At 45.0% G+C, this 18,478-nt stretch carries 13 protein-coding genes; 6 read left to right on the top strand and 7 right to left on the bottom strand.

Features of this window, described 5'->3' with window-relative positions:
- The first annotated feature begins 65 nt into the window (after positions 1-65).
- Entirely contained in the window at positions 66-383 is a 318-nt protein-coding gene (locus tag MHB56_RS18825; RefSeq protein ID WP_341143869.1) for a hypothetical protein, read from the top strand.
- A gap of 502 nt (positions 384-885) precedes the next feature.
- Here the strand turns inward: MHB56_RS18825 and MHB56_RS18820 are convergent.
- The 4 genes from MHB56_RS18820 to MHB56_RS18805 all read right to left on the bottom strand — a co-directional run bounded on the left by MHB56_RS18820 (position 886) and on the right by MHB56_RS18805 (position 6,093).
- Positions 886-2,877 (bottom strand): beta-galactosidase, encoded by a 1,992-nt coding sequence (locus MHB56_RS18820; protein WP_341143868.1) that lies wholly within the window; start codon positions 2,875-2,877, stop codon positions 886-888.
- A 138-nt stretch (positions 2,878-3,015) separates the two neighbouring features.
- The gene (locus MHB56_RS18815) at positions 3,016-4,317 is read right to left on the bottom strand and encodes an ABC transporter substrate-binding protein (protein WP_094902687.1); all 1,302 of its coding nucleotides are present in this window, start codon (positions 4,315-4,317) and stop codon (positions 3,016-3,018) included.
- 61 nt (positions 4,318-4,378) lie between these two features.
- A complete protein-coding gene (locus MHB56_RS18810) occupies positions 4,379-5,212 on the bottom strand; it encodes a carbohydrate ABC transporter permease (protein ID WP_036680774.1) in 834 nt (277 codons plus the stop codon).
- Complete coding sequence (locus MHB56_RS18805; RefSeq protein WP_036680772.1) at positions 5,212-6,093, bottom strand: carbohydrate ABC transporter permease; 882 nt, start codon at positions 6,091-6,093, stop codon at positions 5,212-5,214. Before MHB56_RS18805 ends, MHB56_RS18810 begins: the two co-directional genes overlap by 1 nt.
- A gap of 136 nt (positions 6,094-6,229) precedes the next feature.
- Between MHB56_RS18805 and MHB56_RS18800 the strand changes: the two genes are divergently transcribed.
- Together MHB56_RS18800 and MHB56_RS18795 are read left to right on the top strand one after the other, a co-directional pair.
- Positions 6,230-8,050, top strand: a complete 1,821-nt coding sequence (locus tag MHB56_RS18800; protein WP_341143867.1) for a cache domain-containing sensor histidine kinase — start codon at positions 6,230-6,232, stop codon at positions 8,048-8,050.
- On the top strand, positions 8,047-9,708 hold the full coding sequence (locus tag MHB56_RS18795) for a response regulator transcription factor (RefSeq protein ID WP_076185000.1): 1,662 nt from the start codon (positions 8,047-8,049) through the stop codon (positions 9,706-9,708). Before MHB56_RS18800 ends, MHB56_RS18795 begins: the two co-directional genes overlap by 4 nt.
- Here the strand turns inward: MHB56_RS18795 and MHB56_RS18790 are convergent, their stop codons facing one another.
- Together MHB56_RS18790 and yicI are read right to left on the bottom strand one after the other, a co-directional pair.
- On the bottom strand, positions 9,709-10,878 hold the full coding sequence (locus tag MHB56_RS18790) for an SGNH/GDSL hydrolase family protein (RefSeq protein WP_076184999.1): 1,170 nt from the start codon (positions 10,876-10,878) through the stop codon (positions 9,709-9,711).
- A 124-nt stretch (positions 10,879-11,002) separates the two neighbouring features.
- Entirely contained in the window at positions 11,003-13,324 is a 2,322-nt protein-coding gene (gene yicI, locus MHB56_RS18785) for an alpha-xylosidase (protein WP_076129610.1), read from the bottom strand.
- 128 nt (positions 13,325-13,452) lie between these two features.
- Between yicI and MHB56_RS18780 the strand changes: the two genes are divergently transcribed.
- The 3 genes from MHB56_RS18780 (at position 13,453) to MHB56_RS18770 (ending at position 16,294) form a co-directional block, all read left to right on the top strand.
- The gene (locus MHB56_RS18780; protein WP_339171540.1) at positions 13,453-14,343 is read left to right on the top strand and encodes an AraC family transcriptional regulator; all 891 of its coding nucleotides are present in this window, start codon (positions 13,453-13,455) and stop codon (positions 14,341-14,343) included.
- Positions 14,344-14,416: 73 nt separating this feature from the next.
- Positions 14,417-15,304 carry a helix-turn-helix transcriptional regulator gene (locus tag MHB56_RS18775; RefSeq protein ID WP_076129612.1) on the top strand — a complete coding sequence of 296 codons (888 nt, stop codon included), beginning with the start codon at positions 14,417-14,419 and terminating at the stop codon, positions 15,302-15,304.
- Between the two features lie 174 nt (positions 15,305-15,478).
- The gene (locus MHB56_RS18770; protein ID WP_341143866.1) at positions 15,479-16,294 is read left to right on the top strand and encodes a hypothetical protein; all 816 of its coding nucleotides are present in this window, start codon (positions 15,479-15,481) and stop codon (positions 16,292-16,294) included.
- Positions 16,295-16,392: 98 nt separating this feature from the next.
- On the opposite strand, the gene MHB56_RS18765 is transcribed toward MHB56_RS18770, so the two are convergent.
- Positions 16,393-18,462: a class I SAM-dependent methyltransferase gene (locus MHB56_RS18765; RefSeq protein ID WP_341143865.1), complete on the bottom strand. Its 2,070-nt coding sequence runs from the start codon at positions 18,460-18,462 to the stop codon at positions 16,393-16,395.
- Positions 18,463-18,478 lie beyond the last annotated feature (16 nt).

The following is an 18,478-nucleotide window of genomic DNA, read 5'->3' as shown; positions in this document are numbered from 1 at the left end:
GCGGCTAGAACGTAGTAAGAGTATGGTATGCGCTACTATTGTGTAGAAATGGGCGGTACGGTGAAGTGCGGTACGGTACGGTGGCTGGGTGCATTTGGCTGCGAGTGTACGGCACCTCTGAGATGGATCGTGCAGATCTGCTCATGGTTCCATTGTGGAAATTTGCTCATGGTGGACTCCATGTGGAAATCTGCTCATGTTGGACTCCATGTGGGAATCTGCTCATGTTGGGACTCCATGTGGAAATCTGCCCGCTTTGGACTCCATGTGGGAATCTGCTCATGTTGGACTCCATGTGGAAATCTGCTATGGTGGACTCCACGTGGAAATCTGCTCATGTTGGGGACTCCATTGTGCAACTCTCTTCAGTTCAGTATGAGTAAGTCAGACGAAATAATTGCACTTTGTACACTTAAAATAGCCTGCACGGCAGAAATTATCCATATAAGTGTATTCTGTGCAACTATATTCTCGGAATATGGCCTTGCAGCGGGATTAGCCAATTTTTAGCTGCACAAAGTGCAACTAAAACCAATTAAATACTCCAACACTTCAAATAAGTGTACGAAGTGCAACTATTTTCTGTTGTGCTTCTGTTAAAGTTTCTGCATGCCCTACTCCACTCATTTTTTACTCCACACTTCCACTTACTTCACTATTCCTACCCCACACATCCCTCACTCCATCTTCACCAACCTTCACTTCACCTTACTCCACACATCCCTCACTCCATCTTCACCAACCTTCACTTCACCCTACTCCACACATCCCTCACTCCATCTTCACCAACCTTCACTTCACCCTACTCCACACATTCCCCTCTCCACTTTCCCCTCTCCTGCCACACTCCCAAACCCACTCCAAAATCTCTTTACTCAAAACCACTCAAATCTCCAGCACCTCTACGCCATACGGCTCGAGCTGGAGCTCTCCAGATCGAATCTTATTATCCAGCAGGCTACTGTATTCTCGTGGCAACGGAACAATCACGGACTCGCGGCTCAGATTAAGCAGGAACAAGAAGCTTCCCTGATCTCCAGTCCGCACGGAGGCTTGTACTCCGTTTGGCAATCCTTCAAAGCGTAACAACCCTTTTTCCTTAGCCAGGTTCTCCAATAGAACTGTCCAGTATTGCTCATCCGCATGGGTTCCAAAGTAATAAACCTGACCTTTGCCGAAGGAATTAACAGTTACAGCGGGTGTGCCGCGATAGAAATCATCACCATACCAAGAAATTGGCTGAGCCACTACAGGTCGGAGGATGTCGCACCACTGCGTACATTCATATGGGTTACCCTCCCCATCCACGATGACATGTGCTTCAACGCCAATCGGATCATACTCCAGCACTTCAACGCCGGTACAATAGCTCAGCTGCCCAGGCAGCGGTTGCATGACTGCGATGTTGTTTATATTTTTGACGCCACTACGGTTGGTGATCAGTAAGGTCCCGCCAGCGAGGGCAAAATCCTCCAGATTTCGTACGATCTCCTCATCCAGCAAATATAAATTTGGAGCGATCACTACTTTGTATCCATCAAGCGGTTGTCTGAGGTCGATAACATCGCAGCCCATGCCAAGCTTGGTCACCGCCCGGTGAATCTGCTTAATGTTCTCATAATAATCAAAGCCCTCTGCCTGCGGCTGAATATCCAGCGCAGCCTTCTCTTCATGAGAATGGAGGATAGCCACTTCGTTTTTCAGCATCGTTCCTTGGAGCTTGCCGCTCAGCCCATTAACCTCATGACATAGCTGCGTGAACTCCGCTAATCTGCGTCCGGGAACATTGCTGTGATCAATCAGCCCGTGCCAGAATTGTTCTGCTCCTGAAGTTGCACTTCTCCAGCGAAAATGAACAACAGTATCCGCACCTCTAGCAATCGCCTGCCATGCATAGGCACGAATCAGTCCTGGATAAGGGGTTCGCCACATCGGCATCCAACAACCCGGAGATCCACTCAACTGCTCCATGATCCAGAAGTTTTGGCGTTTGATGCCACGGGTTACGTCCAATGAAAGTGCTCCGGTATAAGGCGTTGTCTCTTGTTTGGTTGGCGAAGTATTCGGATAATAATCAAACGCAGCCACGTCCAGATCTGCACCCACTGCGTACATATCGAGACGCTGCGGATAGCTGTGAAAGTTATGGGTTATGAAATGCTCTGGACAAATCATACGCAAAATATTGATCTGCGCTGTCTGAAACACTACCACCGAATCCCACTGAAACCGCTGAAAGTCCAATAGAAAAGATGGATTCTGATGAGGTGATCCGCCCAACGGCACGGTAAGATCATTCCAATCGCTGTACTCCCCGCTCCAAACAACGGTTCCCCATTCTGCATTGACCTCAGCCAGTGTTCCGTATTTAGCTTGTACCCATGCTCGAAAAGCAGTATTACAAGTGTCACAATGACAATCCAACATGCCAAATTCATTATCAGTCTGCCAGCCTATGACAGCCGGGTGTTCACTGTAACGCTCGGCAAGACGCAGAATAATACGGCTGCCATACTCACGCAGTGATGTGCTGTTATAGCAGCGGTGTCCACGTACCCCCGGGTGAAAGGTCTCTCCATTAGCAAACACCGGAAGCACATCCGGAAATTTCGTCGTTAACCATCTTGGCGGTGTAGCTGTTGGCGTACCCATCACAACCTGCAGATCATATTGATGAAAAAGGTCCAGCGCACGGTCCAGCCACTCAAACTGGTAATTCCCCTCAGTAGGCTCCAGTCGGCTCCATGCGAACTCAGCAACCCGGACTACTTTAACACCTGTTTCTTTCATCAACTTGATATCTGGTTCCCACATGGATTCATCCCAATGCTCCGGGTAATAGTCCACTCCCATCTGAACATGATCATATCGTTTCATTGGCGCTTCTCCCCATCCCTTGATATTCAGCCCTGTTTCCCCAAAAAAGCGCTCCCCGTCTCAAATTGATGAGGTATACGGAGAGCGCTTCTGTTTAACCACTAATATCCATTAAATCTTCTCTATAATGTGCTTTACTTATTTTTTAAGCTTGTCCCATGCAGCTTGCATACCAGTCATCCAGCCGTTAACGTCAACCTTGTCAGCGATGAACTGTTGGATCACGCTGGCAAATTCTTGCGTTACACCATCAGGGAATTTGGAGGATTGCAGGCCATAAACTTTGTTTTCTTTTACATAGTTCCATACGTCTGCTCCAAGCATACCGATGTCTTCAGGTGTTGCTTCGATTGTGGACAAAGCAGGGATGAATTTCCATTTTTTAACGATGTACTCTTTACCCATATCGGAAGTTACCAACCAGTTCAAGAACGTTTTTGCTTCTTCTTTAGAACCGGATTCTTTGTTGACTACAAGGTTCGCAGGGATACCAACAGTCATTTTGTCATTCTTCTCAGCATCTTCATTGATTGGCATAGGGAACATACCAATGTTCATATCAGGAGTGATGTTATCAACAAGAGTTTGTGCCCAGTTACCTTCTTGCATCATTGCAGTTTCGCCTTTTGCGAACATTGCCAGGTGAGTGTTAGCATCTGTGGTCAAAGGATTCTTTTGTCCGTATTGTAAAGTCAGTTTGAGATACTTGCTCCACTCTTCAAACGTTTTATTTCCTACAATTGTACCAGTTCCTTCATTCAAACCTTTGATGAATTCATCTACATTATCTTGTTGTGCAAAGGCTACGCTGATCCCTTGGTTACCTAGCAGCCACCATTCCTGATATGCATTACCAAAAGGAGTTACGTCGATAGCTTGCAGCTTTTTAGCTGCTTCTTCAAGCTGTGACAATGTTTTTGGAGTTTCAGTGATTCCCGCTTTAGCAAACAAGTCCTTGTTATACACAATACCGATACCCTCAAGGTTCATTGCCATACCGTATACTTTGCCATCTTTAGTCATAGGCTCTGCAGCCATAGGAATCAGATCTTTTACCCAAGGTTGGTCGGACAGATCTTCCATCTTGTCTCCCCAAAGTTCCATTTCTGCATATCCACCATTGGAAAAAATATCAGGCGCATCGCCGGAAGCGAATTTAGTTTTCAATGCTGCTGCGTAGTCCGCACCACCACCAACTGTTTGGATATCCAGCTTGATGTTAGGGTATTCTTTTTCGAATTCTACCTTAAGCTCATTGAGGCCTTCTACGATTTCAGTTTTGAATTGGAAGATCTTAACGGTCTTCACTTCACCTGAATTTGTGCCAGCGCTTCCATTTTGTGAGTTACTAGAAGCGTTATTATTACCACCACATGCCGTTAGAGCTAAACTCATTGCCATTACTGCTGATAGAGCAACTGCGGAGTGTTTCTTCTTCATTATATATTCCCCCTTAAAATAGTGGACTGCTTAAAAAATATTTGGAACGGAGGGCTCGGTGTTAACCTTTCACCGAGCCAGCCGCTATTCCCTCAACAATGTAACGTTGCATAAACAGGTAGAAAATGATAATTGGTGCGACCCCTATTACGAGAGCCGGAAGTGCCATATCCCATTGTTTGGTGTATTGACCAAAGAAGGAGAAAGTCGCTAGTGGAATGGTCCGAAGCTCTGGTGCCTGAAGAATCAAGGATGGCAACAGATAGTCATTCCATATTCCAAGTGCGTTTAGCACGATTGTTGTCATCACCATTGGCTTCAGCAAAGGAAGCACAATACGGAAGAACACGGTAATAGGATTACATCCATCTACTGTAGCCGCCTCTTCAATTTCAAGAGGAACGGACTTGATAAAGCCGTGGAACAGGAAGATCGCCATCGGAACACTGATTCCTAGATTCGTGATAATCAAACCAAGGAAAGAGTTGTTTACTCCAATAACATTTACGACCTTCAGAATAGGAATCATAATCGTTTGGAACGGAACTACCATTGCTGCTACAAAGATAAGCAGCAAGAACTGATTGAATTTCGTATTCGCCCGAACCATACGATAGGATGCCATCGCACTGAACAGAGAGATTAGAATAACACTGATCACTGTGATAATAACCGAGTTTCGGAATGCTTCACCGAAACGGGCTAATTTCCAGGCGGTTGAATAGTTCGACCACATAAATACTTTTGGCCAGCTTGCCGCATCACTCAGAATTTCACCGAAGGATTTCACCGAGTTTGCGAGCAAGAAATAGAATGGAGAGAGAAAGAGCAGCGCCAGAAGGATCATTATCACTTCCGTACCAATATTCCATCTCTTTTTTTCCGTAGGTTTCATTACGCTTCAACCTCCTTGCTCTTCGTGATACGGACCTGAATCAGAGTAATGATGGCTACAATTACAAAGAACAGCAGCGCTTTTGCAGTACCCAGCCCGTAACGATTGTTCAGGAAGGCTTCATTGTAAATATTCATAGCAACGGATTCCGTCGATTTGAACGGTCCGCCCTTCGTCAAGGACAAGTTAAGGTCAAACATTTTGAATGACCAGGAAATGGCCAAGAATAATCCGATAGTTACAGCAGGCATAATTAGTGGAACTACGATATTGCGTAGCACCTGCCAACGGGAAGCACCATCAATATCAGCCGCTTCTAGTACTTCTTTAGATACGTTACTCAACGAGGCAATGTAGATAACCATTAGATAACCGGAAGACTGCCAAACAAAGACCATTACAATCGCCCAGAATCCTGTTGTGGCATCACCGAGCCAAGGAAGATTAAAGAAGGACCATCCTGTCAGGTCGCCCATAGTGGCGAACCCTTTGATGAAGATAAATTGCCAGATGAAACCAAGCAACAATCCCCCGATAACGTTCGGCATAAAGAAAATAGTCCGAAGCATGTTACGTGTCTTTAAAGGTTTAGTTAACAGATAAGCTAAGAAGAAGCCTACCACGTTAGTCAAAATCACACCTAACACCGTAAATCTTACCGTGAACCAAAAGGAAGACCAGAAGTCAGGGTCATTTGAGAAAATAGTGGAAAAGTTTTGAAATCCGACCCAACTTACATTACCGGATACACCGTTCCAATCTGTGAAAGAGTAATACATCCCCATCAAAAATGGGATAATCGTTATTAAGGTAAAAAACAAAACTGCCGGACCAACGAAAAAAAGCTGTTGACCTAACTGGGACAACTTAGTGCCGCGCATTTATTGCCCCCCCCTTTCTTTTGCTCACTTACTTGTTTATGCTTTATACACATATTATCTGTTTTTTTCAGGGTACCTCACACCTACTAAAGTGATCTTTCAGGTGTAAAATATTGATCGGATGTGACAAATTTCGATGAAATGGAACACGATTCGCACAAAATTGATCGTTTTTATCCTACTGCCAACGTTAATCTGTATTATGGCCACCATGTTTATTAGCTATCACTATAGCACTCAATCCCTAAGAACAAGGGCAGTAGATGAGAATACGAACCTCCTCTTTCAAGGCAATAGAAACATCGAAAGTCTGATTCAGGAGATCAATCGTCTCTCCCTTATCGTCTATTCAGATTCAGATTTCTACAGATTGCTCGAAGCGGGATACGAGGATATGGCAGCAAACACACGAATTTATTCTTCTCTAAATTACATTTCTTCATCCATGCCAGATATATCCCAGGTGTATCTTTACGGTGTCAAGGATAGAAAAGCCACTTTGCTCACCCAAAATACACCCAAACGTTGGCAGGGTATCCCCCCTTATGCCGACTCAGAGATCACTAGCAGTTCTCCTGTGTTTATACAAAGTACACATATAAGTCACAGCTATGGCCTAACTTCACCTATCCCGCAACTCATACCGGAGCCTGTGTTCACATTGCATAGACGAATTGAAAGGATTCCAACTACCACTCCACTCGGCTTCCTGTCGATCGATGTTAAGCTAACGGCTCTTACCGACATCGTCAGCCAGTTATATGATCAGAAGCAGGAGAACATTTGGCTGCTGGATGGCGATGGCAGGATTGTATACGGAAGCAACAGTGAGGAATACGGCAAGCGCCTACACGCTTCTTGGTACAACAAGCAAATCGCCACAACTCAAAGCTCGCAAGGGTATTTTGAAGAGGAAGATGCTGTGTTTATTTACCAAAGAATCGAAACCCAAGGTTTAAATTGGACCCTCGTGAAGCAGATTCCTACGTCCTATCTTTTCCGGGAAGCCAATGAGGCGGCAGCGATCAATATATTCCTCCTTGTTCTACTTTTGATTACAATTGCCACGTTAACGACCCTGATCTCTTTTCGAATCACGGCTCCTATCAAGCAGTTGACTCGTTACATGAATCAGGTGCAGACCGGTAATCTTGATGTTGAAATTCAACCTATGGGCAAAGATGAGATTGGCGTGGTTACCGAGCGATTCCGCAGTATGATGGACACGATCAACAACCTGATTTTAAGAGAGTACAAGCTGGAATTGTCCAATAAGACCAATGAACTGCGGGCACTGCAGGCACAAATCAACCCGCATTTTCTGAATAACACGTTACAGATCATTGGCACGCTGGCCTTAGAGCTTAAAGTGCCCCAAATTTACTCACTTCTTTCAGCTCTAGCCAAAATGATGCGCTACAGCATGTACAATGAGGAGAAGATCGTAACTGTTAAGGATGAGCTGGATCATGTCAAAGCCTACATTGAACTGCAAAAGGAACGTTTTGAAAATAAGTTCAGTTTCCGCTACGATATGGAGGAATCACTTTTAGAGACGTTTATGCCGAAAATGATTTTACAGCCTATTGTAGAAAATTATTTCAAACACGGCTTTAATCTTTCCCGCAGTGACGGATTCATTGAAATCACCGCAACAAGAGTGGATGACAACCGGATGGAAATCTGTATCCAAAATAACGGAAATGCGATCCCTTCAGCGAAGTTAGATCTTTTAAAGCAGAAGCTACAGCATCCTACTAGAACAGATATAGATTTATTAAGAAATACAGAGCAAACCAAGGAAGCTACAGGATCAGGTATTGGTCTGCCGAACGTTCTGGCTCGACTCAAGTTTGTGTGCGGAGATAGCGCCACTTTAACTGTGGATAACCTTAGAGCGGGCGGAGTAGTAGTGAAATTGGAAATTGAAATTATAGCGGAGCGTGAAAAGATATGAAGGCGTTGATTGTTGATGACGAGGCAAGAGTTAGAAAGGCAGTCAGACTGCTTGTCGACTGGGACGCCCATCAAATAGATGAAATTCTGGAAGCCGGAAATGGAAATGAAGCCATCGAGATCATCCGGCAGGCTAAACCAGCATTAGTCATTATGGATATGATGATGGAATCAGGTAATGGGATAGAGTTAATGACCTGGGTGAACGAATTCGCCGGCAACACTAAGTTTATTGTAGTCAGCGGACATAATGATTTTGAGTTCGTACGGCAGACTGTGCGGCATGGGGGTATTGATTATATCCTGAAACCTATCGAAGCCGAGGCAATCAATGTAGCGGTAGCTAAAGCAGTTGCAGCCTGGCGCTCAGAAGAAGACGACCGAAGCGAACGGCAGAAACAGAGTATTCAGCTTAATGAGTTCAAGCCCATTTATGGGGAAAAGCTATTATCTGCACTAATTGATGATCCGATCAATTCTGATTTATCTTTGCGGAGGTTATGCAGTGATGGTATCATTCCGGAAAGCATCCATTCCGCTCGGTTAATATTGGTGCAGACAGATGCGGGTAACAATCCGTTGATTAAACGTTTTGGCGGAGACACCGAGCTAATGAACTACGCTATCGTCAATATTTGTAATGAATTTTTGCACAGTCCGCATAAGGGTGTTGCTTTTCGTTATTGGGGAGGTCCTCCGGAGATTGCGATTATTCTGTGGGATATTCAAACCTCTGTTGTCGAGCTAATAGGCAGAATCAATCATGGCATCTACTCTACCTTGCAGGTCCGAATGCATTTTGGAATCAGCAGCATCGGCAACTTACCTAAGCAGTTACCTTATCAGCGTGCAGAGGTGGCAGAGGCCTTACAACGCCGAAACTTATTAATTCATGAGGATTACTGCCATTTCTCCTCTTCCTCCGAAGAATTCAGAGATCGTAAAGAGATCGCCAAAGCAGAGGTTCGCGGTAATGTATCAACAACGAACTTTGCTGACGTCAAGGAAGATTGGAAAATGGCAGTCATCAGCGGAAGTCCAGAGATATTATCAACAGCTGCGCAGCACTGGGTAGATGAGCTTAGCCGAGGCGGAATTGTTACGCCAGAAATCCTAAACTCATGGAAAAATGATGCTCTACTATTTCGTTCCCAGCTGGTACGGGAAATGTTAGGCCCTGAAGCTGAAGGCGCACTGGCCGAGCTTGAACAGGCCGACCAGCTTCACCCAGCTCCTTATACGAACGGTTACTCGTTCTCCTTATTCGCTTGGCGTGACTGGTCGTATACCCTAATGCAGGAGCTGGCCGAAGTAATCGCCCTGAAACAAGCTAAAGAACGTAATCCGATGCATGATATCGTCAAATACATCGAGCTTAATTACGCTTCCGACCTGTCCTTACAGGAAGTGGCCGGAAAGTTTTTTGTTAGCCGTGAATATATTTCCCGCCGATTCAAACAGGAATACGGGATTAACTTCTCCGACTTTATTGTTAATATTCGAATAGATAAAGCTAAACTACTATTGCAGAATCCTCGTCTGAAGCTGGCCCAAATCTCCGAAATGGTCGGTTTTCATGATGTTAAATATTTCAGCAAAGTGTTTAAGAAGCAGGTCGGATCTTCACCTAAGGACTACCGGGACACATTTAAGAGTTGATCAATACCAGTTTAAAAAGGCGTCCGCAACCGTCTTACCGGCTATGCCGTTCGGATGCGGGTCGTCTTGTCCACTCATATATTCCGGTCTGATCCGGTGATCGTCTGGTGCAGGCAACGATAATAGGCTTGCTATATCAAACACACGGTCTACTCCAGCGGGTGGGTTAGTCAGGATTTCATGATTCACTCTACGCCAAGTTTCTTCTCTTGCCTCCTGAAAATTAAACGGCGGCACCGTACTTAGAATAATACTAGCATCAGCATTTGCTGTTTTGATCTTAGCAATAATAGTTGTCAGATCACCAAGTAACTCATCTGCAGAGCGGCAGCCAATATCAATATCATTTACGCCGAGGACAATCATCAGTTCATCACTCTGTTTAGCTTTGTGAAGCCAAGGGCCATCCGCAGCCACATCATACGCTCTAGCCCAGCCTGAGCCGAGATTCCATACACCAATCTCTGCACCAAGACCATCCGCAATTCTCGCTGCCCAATATTCGTATCCGTCCTTTAATGTCCGCACACCTTGAGTAATCGAATCTCCCAAAAATACTAGCTTCTTATTCACAGCTTTCTTATACCCGATATAGCTTGGCAGTACCAAAAGCTTGTCAGATTCTGTAAATCCATCGGCTGATTCCTGTGTAGCCAGATTTCCGGGCGCATCATAAGCGGTTGCCAGCATCCCTTCTACGTTGAAAGGAATGGATTTGCCCGCAGTAGTTGTCTTAATTGTCCATGTAAATGCTAAGTAATGGCCATCGGGAAGATTGATACTTGTCTCATCACTCCAGAAGCATTCACCGGCCGCTACTGACTTGGAGACATTGCCTTCAAAGGTGACAGCATGTTGTGTATGCTCAATAATAGCTCCGTTTGGCTCAGTCCCTCCATCCGCGATAAAAGCCGATTCGATTACCCAACTGCCCCCAGGCTCACTGCCCGAAGCTTCAAGCCCTTGGTCCCAGGTGGAATCCACCGCATTGCTATGCCAAAATTTCAGCTGCAACGGGCCGTTTTCCCGTAAACGAATATAAGTCCGGAAGGTATGTGTAAAAGGTTCTTGCCTATTCATAATAAAATTAGCGGCGGTTGAAAGAACCGTAGCAGAGGTATAGTCCGTCTGATTCAAAACTCCACTTCCCTTAATTAAATTAGTATTCATAACGTTTCCCCCGTTATTAGTTAAGATTGTAACACTAAAACCTCTCCTATAAACCAGGGAACGGATCGTTCACCCAGTCTACAAGAGAGGTTATGGCTATATCAATATGCTTTAAGAAATCATCTTATTTCAGTGTAATGGTAAACGATACAGATTTTGCACCCGCGTTTACTTTCACTGTAGTCTCATCCACTTGCTCTGCACCTTCTACGGAAGCGATAGCTCCCAGATCTTTAAGGGAAAGCGAGAATTCTTTACCGCTGCCTTCTGCAGTAACTGTTACGCTGTTGCCTTTGCGGGCAGCCTTCACAGTCAATTCTGGAGCACCTTTAAGATCACGTACGGTTGCAGAAGTAGTAGTACCTTCTTCAAGTGAATACAGGCCAAATTTCACGCCATCCGCAAAGTCATAATCCGGTTTGTTGTCGATGCTGCCGATTGCCAGCAAGGAGTTCTGACGAACGAACAGTGGCAGGCTGAAGAAATCATATTTCTCTTTGCGCCATGATCCGCCTTGTACAGTTTCACCAGATAACAGGTGAGTCCAGCGACCTGCTGGCAGATAGTATTTCACTTCGCCGTTTTCTTGGAAAATAGGCGCTACGAGCAAGGAATCACCCAGCATGTATTGGCGATCGAGCACTTCGCATGTTGGATCTTCCGGGAATTCCATAACCATCGCCCGCATAGAAGCCCAGCCATGCTCTGCAGCCTGCCCAGCCACATCATACAGGTAAGGCATCAAGCTGCATTTAAGCTTCGTGAAGAAGCGGGTAACATCACAAGCTTCATCATCGTACGCCCAAGGCACACGGTACGAAGTGCTGCCGTGCAGACGGCTGTGGCTGGACAACAGTCCAAAAGCTAACCAGCGTTTGAATACATGTGCCGGAGCAGTGTTCTCGAAACCACCGATATCGTGACTCCAGAAACCGAAACCGGACAAGCCCAGGGACAAACCGCCGCGAAGGCTTTCTGCCATGGATTCATAATCTGCGTAGCAATCTCCGCCCCAGTGAACTGGGAATTGTTGGCCGCCAGCAGTTGCAGAACGTGCGAACAATGCTGCCTCATTCTTACCAAGCTTCTCTTCCAATACTTCAAATACAACTTTGTTGTACAGTTGAGTGTAGTAGTTGTGCATTTTCATCGGATCAGATCCGTCGAAATAAACTACATCTGTAGGAATCCGCTCACCGAAGTCTGTCTTGAAGCTGTCTACGCCCATATCTACCAAATCACGCAGGTAGCCGGCATACCATTCACAAGCCGCAGGGTTAGTGAAATCCACCAGTCCCATACCCGCTTGCCACAGGTCACATTGATAAACATCGCCGTTAGGCTTTTTGATCAGGTAGCCGTTTTTCTTGCCTTCTTCAAACAAGCGTGAACGTTGACCAATATAAGAGTTGATCCATACGCAGATCTTCAGGCCTTTTTCCTTCAGGCGTTTCAGCATGCCCTCTGGATCTGGGAATACACGTTTATCCCATTCAAAATCAGTCCATTGATACTCACGCATCCAGAAGCAGTCAAAGTGGAATACATGCAGCGGCAGATCACGTTCTGCCATACCTTCTACGAAGGAATTTACAGTCTCTTCATCATAGTTGGTAGTGAACGAAGTTGTCAGCCACAAGCCAAAAGTCCATGCTGGTGGAAGCGCTGGTTTACCTGTAAGAGCAGTATAGTTACTAATAACGTCTTTAATGGTAGGTCCATCAATCACGAAGTATTCCAAGCTTTCTCCAGCTACGCTGAATTGGGCTTTTTTCACTTTTTCTGAAGCGATTTCATAGGAAACCAATTCCGGATGATTCACGAATACGCCATAACCTTTGCTTGATACGTAGAAAGGAATGTTTTTGTAAGCTTGCTCAGAGCTAGTGCCGCCGTCTTTGTTCCAGATATCAACGGTTTGTCCATTTTTCACGAAAGCGGTAAAACGTTCGCCCAGACCATATACGAATTCGCCTACGCCGAGATCCAGCTCATCACGCATGTACGTGTTACCGTCTTGGTCGGTGATGTAAGCCATGGATTTAAAGCCACTGCCTGTAATACGTTCTTCGCCGCGATAGAAATCCACCGCCCATTGTTCGCCTTTGCGAATCACTACACGAAGTCCGCCGCTGATCAGCACGGTTTCGAGATCCGTTTCTTCAATCTTCACATGATCGCCAGTACCTTTAGTCAGTTCGAAAACCGGACCACGTTCCTGTACACCATCATGATGAATTATTTTAATGCCTACCACGCCTGGAAGCGGGGAATGGAATTTTACAGTAAGCAGGGTTGAATTCAGCGTTGCTGCGCGCCCTGTGATTGGAGTCGTTTGTGTAATTGCTGTTAATCCTTCGGGAGTCTTTTCTACAACATAATTTTGAACTGCGCCGTTAATCGTGATACCTTCACGAACCAGCCAGAGACCATCAGTAAATTTCATTGTGTACTTGCCACCTTTCAATTTGGTGTTTATAGTTGCATTATACCGATAAAAAATGAACAAAACTAATACTATATAGCTCATTTATAACACTATTTTGATGTTTTTTTAAGAAAAGAGGCCTTTATATGGACCGTACAACTCAGAGTTTGCTAAAAGAAAACAGAGTTCATGGAGATAGTATGTTTCCACTCGCTGCTTATTGGATAGATCTTCCATCCGGAACGCATGTACTCGATACACATTGGCATGAAGAAGCAGAGTTCTTTATGCTGCTAGAAGGAGAAATTCTGTTCCAAGTAGACACAGAATATTTTCCACTCCGCGCGGGCGAAGCGGTATTTATCGAATCTGGCGATATACACGCCGCCTATGTGCTGAACGAAGACACCCCCTGCAAATTCTGTGCGCTTGTATTTCTGCCTGATCTTTTGGCTAGCGCCCAATACGATACGATCCAGCAAAACGCGATTTTGCCACTGCAAGAGAAACGCCAGAGCTTTCCGAGACATATTACACCCGATGTCCCTTGGCAGCAGGAGCTGCTTCATCATCTGGAGCAAATGATGGAGGCATACGCTAATAAAATGCCCGGATTTGAGACCTTTATGAAAGGAACTTTGCTAATCATGCTTTCCAAGATTACCGCAGAGGGCCGATTTGAGAACCGCAGCCAATCAGATGATGCTGATACCACCAAAATTAACCGCCTTAAAAAGGTGATCCTTTATATCCAAGATAACTATCAGGAACCGATCCGTACCCGTGATCTATCAGAGCTTATTCCCATGAGCGAGGGGCAATTCTGCCGCTTCTTCAAAATGATGACTCGTAAAACGCCGGTCGATTACATCAACTCATACCGGATTCGCCAGGCTGCCGATCTACTGCAACAAAGTGAAAGAAAAATATCCGACATCGCATTCGAGGTCGGATTTGATAATGTAAGCTATTTCATAAAGGTTTTCCGTAAAGCGATGAAATGCTCGCCCTCGGAGTTCAGGAAAGGTGCAGGCTAGTTTCATCTACATCATAAAAAAACGATGGATTCCAACCTGATTTTTAGGAAATACAACCTTTTGGAGGCTCGCGATGAACTCACCGATTCTTAGCTTTATCACACCGCCTATTCCTTATTTCATAGACTGTGGTCGTGCTCACTACAATGCTGGAGACTATCATATCAGTCGTAATTGCATCGGCGTATTTGATCTAATCATTGTTAAAAAGGGGATGTTGCCCATCGCCGAGAACGAGGTGCACTGGGAGCTAAAGGAAGGAGAATTCCTCATCCTTCGTCCAGATGCCCATCACTATGGCTTTGCCCCTTGTCCTATCGAAACAGAAATCATCTGGATTCATTTCCAGACCTTCGGCAGCTGGATCGAGTGTCAGGATATGAACGAATGTCTGGAAAATCAGAGCGAGCTCATCGAAAGCCATAAACAAAAAGCTTATTTAAATCACTGCGATGTATGCTCGATCTTTATTCCGAAGTATACGGAAATATCAGAGAAGGCAATGGAGGTATTAGAGTTCTTTTTCCATCTGGAACAAGAACCCCAGTCGATGCGCAACTGGAAGCGCCAAGCCTCCTTTCAACAGTTCCTGCAATTCTTGGACCGCGATCTGGCCGAGGCATCCGATGCAACCGCCATTCATCTTGCCGAGAAGATTGAATTGTTCATTCGGCAAAATTATACTCGTGATGTCTCTAACTCCTTACTTCAAAAAGAACTTAACTATCATCCCAACTATCTCGCCAAAAACATGCTAAAAATATACGGTGTGACCCCTATGGCCTATCTCCTGTCCTATCGTCTAGAACAATCCAAACGGCTGTTAATTCAAACTTCCTGGTCCATTGCCCGCATCGCTGAAGAGGTTGGCTTCCATCATATTACTTACTACTCTTCCTGCTTCTCCAAGAAAGAAGGCATTTCTCCCTCTAACTTTCGACAAAAATTCACCGGTAAATAGACATTACAAAGCCTGGAATCGAAAATATCTTCCTCTTCCGGGATAGTTTGGACAAAAAAGCTGTTAAGCGTCCATCAAACAACGCTGCGGCTAACAGCTCTCCTTATTAAGTATTGCTGCTGATTTGCCGATATATTATAGATAGATCTTATCGTCGTAGGAGGATAATGAACCATGCACATAACGAATATGACCGCATCTATGGGAACGAGGTTTAATGTATCTGTTAGTCACCAAACTCATGATAAAACTATGAAATCAAACAGCAATACTAGTGGTAATGGTAATGGAGATAAATTATCAATAAGTAAATCTGCAAAGGCTGCTTTTCAAAATCAATCCAAAATGGACGGAATGGTTAACTCCCTGCTTAAACAAAAACAAAATATCATCGACAGTAAGAACAGTCTGATTGAAAGAACTACCAAAAGTTCACATAATCTCGAATCTATTCAAGATCAACTTAAAGAGTTCGACAAGCAGCTCCAAACGATTGACCAACAAATTGCAAAATACAGCTTCGAAGAGCAACAAAAGAACTTAGAAGATGCTCAAAAAGCTAATCCAAAGGATGAACCTAAAACCGAGCAAGAGATACAGAACGAAAGATTGAATACGATTGTTTCTGTAAGCCAAGATGTTAGCCAAATGGAGGTAGTTTCTTCTACCCACACTAAGATGCGTGGCGAGGCAAAAGTTCTGACCAAGGAAATAGAGCTGGATGAGGCTCGTTCTACTCATTCCGCAACAGCCAAACGGGAGCAGTTATCCAAAATCGAAACTAAACTATCGGAAATGAACGAAACGTTAGGCGATGCCATGAAAGACACGGGAGATAAAATTAAAGATCAGATCGATAAAGCAGGATCAACAGAAATTAAACCTTCTGAAGAGAACACCAATGAGCGGACAGAACAATTAGCTACCTATCAAGAAATTCAACGTTTAGCCGAAGAATCTGATAAGTCGCAGCTAGAAGTGCTAATCTAACAAGGGCAAGAATCTCTATATAAAAAAGCAATCGGATCTCCTCCGCAGCAGAGGGTCTGCCGATTGCTTTTTTTAGATGCAGCTGATGTATTTTTCGGCTATTCCTTCCGAATCACAATAAAACAGGTGCTGTCCGGCAGCGCCACTTCCTGTCCGCTCTCATCCATGAACCTTACTCTATCACGCAGAGCTTCGGTATAACCTTCTTGCAAGTAATGCCGGAAGACCTCAATCTTTGCCTGCTCTCCTAAAATCTGTTCAATAAATGAGGCAAACTCCGTAGGGGTGAAATAACCAAACTGTTCTTGGACTTCGTGAATATAAGCCTCTTCGCCCCAGGTATAAGTATATAAAAATTCCATGGCATCATTAACGGGCATGAGCACTTCTTGTTCCCCTAATCTCTGAAACTGAATCTGACGTCCAGCAAAATCCTTCGCATAACGCTCCAGCCACACCAGACCATCCTCTTCCAGAAAGCGAACTCTCCGCAGCAATGATGCAGGTTCAGTCATGATCCCATCGCGGATAATGATAACCCCGCCAGCTGACAATACAGCAAAGGCACTTCGCAGAGCTGCGGAGACGGTGTCGTGATTGAACTTATTACCATTTAGCGGCACATAAGAATATAGCTCATGCAAAATCGAAGAGAAAATTACCGTGTCCACCGTTCCGGCCTCCACGAAATCTTTAAGGTTCAACGCATCTCCCTGCAGCACCTCCCAGTGGCGACCTTCCCGCTGCTTGCGTTGTCGCAAGGCTTCCACTACATTGCTTGATATATCAATGCCGATAGGAGTAACCTCGGGCATACGCTCTTCCAGTAAATCCAGCAGCACACCGCCGCCCGGACCGATATCCAGCACTTTTTGTCCAGTGACATGATCTAGAATTACAGCTTTATAATCTGCTGTATTATTCATTTGGCTTAAGTAGGTATCTTCATTATGAAAACGGTCAAAAGCATCCCTGCGCAGCTCGAATAGATCGAATAACAGCAATACAGCACGTTCATACAAGGGTGATTTTTCAGCTTCCATACAGAATTCGATCAGCTTCTCTGCCGCTGCCGAGAATTGGAATTGAAAAAATACCGTGTCTGGCAGATGTTCCTTAGAATATTGCCGCAAGAGTAGGTGAGGGTTCTCAGCAGGCAAAGTCCCTTGCTCGATATCCTTCCATGTAAGCTCCGCTAAATATTTTTCGATAATCCGCTTCTTATAAACATTGGTCTTCTTAACACCCTTGTAATCGTAGTAAATGCTGTTCATGACATGCTCGAAGCTGATATGGCTTAAGGATTGATTCTGCGCCCTCTGGGCAGCAAGCACCATCACCTTCAGAAATTGCTCCAGCGAAAAGGTCTGTAGTGCAGATTCCACATACCAGAAGGTAATCTTACTTAATGACTCCAAGCGTTCAGCATGGAAACCTTCCTGCGTCAGCTTAGCCCATTCCGTAGTGAAATCCTCTCCTCTAGAGATCGGACCCAGCCGCATTCTGCGCAGTCGTTCCTTCATCGGCATAGGACTAGCAAGATTGCCTGAAGAAATCAGCTCAATAAGCTGCTTCACTTCATGCTGCACATTCTGCCATAACTCGGGAGACACAGCTCCGATGATGCAATGATTGAGCACGGTCAGCAGGCGTTCCAGTTCCACCGCGGTCAGCAGCTGATCTTCCACTATATCATGGAGTGGCTTATTGACTTCCGGCGGCACTTCTCCGCGAATTTGCTGTCCTATAAGTCCATGAGTCTCAATAAGCCGCTGAATCATCGCACCTTTCTCGGAGACAGCCCTCCCTAAATATCTCTCATATAACTGTGCGGAACCTAAATTATGTACAAAACAATTGATCCCTTCCTTCTGCCAAACCAGCCGCTCCTTTGCTGTACCTCCCTTAGCCGTTTCTGACCAAATTAACGTTTCTTCCACCAGCTCTTTTATCCAAATAGAACGGGGAAGTTGGTCCAGAATCTGCAAGCTACGTTCCACATAGTCCAGTACGGGATTCCTGCGATCCAGCTCCTCCAGAGATTCCACACGTTCCAAATTTACAATCTGCTCCTCCGCTTGGACAATAAGCTTCAGCCAGAGGTGATCCTCCAAATGATCTTGCACACCTTCACGGTATAAGGCGATGGCTTCCAGTGATTTCAGCATATGCTCCTCCTTCGCT

The organism is Paenibacillus sp. FSL H8-0315, assembly GCF_038005365.1.
GTDB lineage: Bacteria > Bacillota > Bacilli > Paenibacillales > Paenibacillaceae > Paenibacillus_AQ > Paenibacillus_AQ odorifer.
Note: the sequence above shows the minus strand (reverse complement) of the source record. Positions and strands in the feature narration are given on the sequence as shown.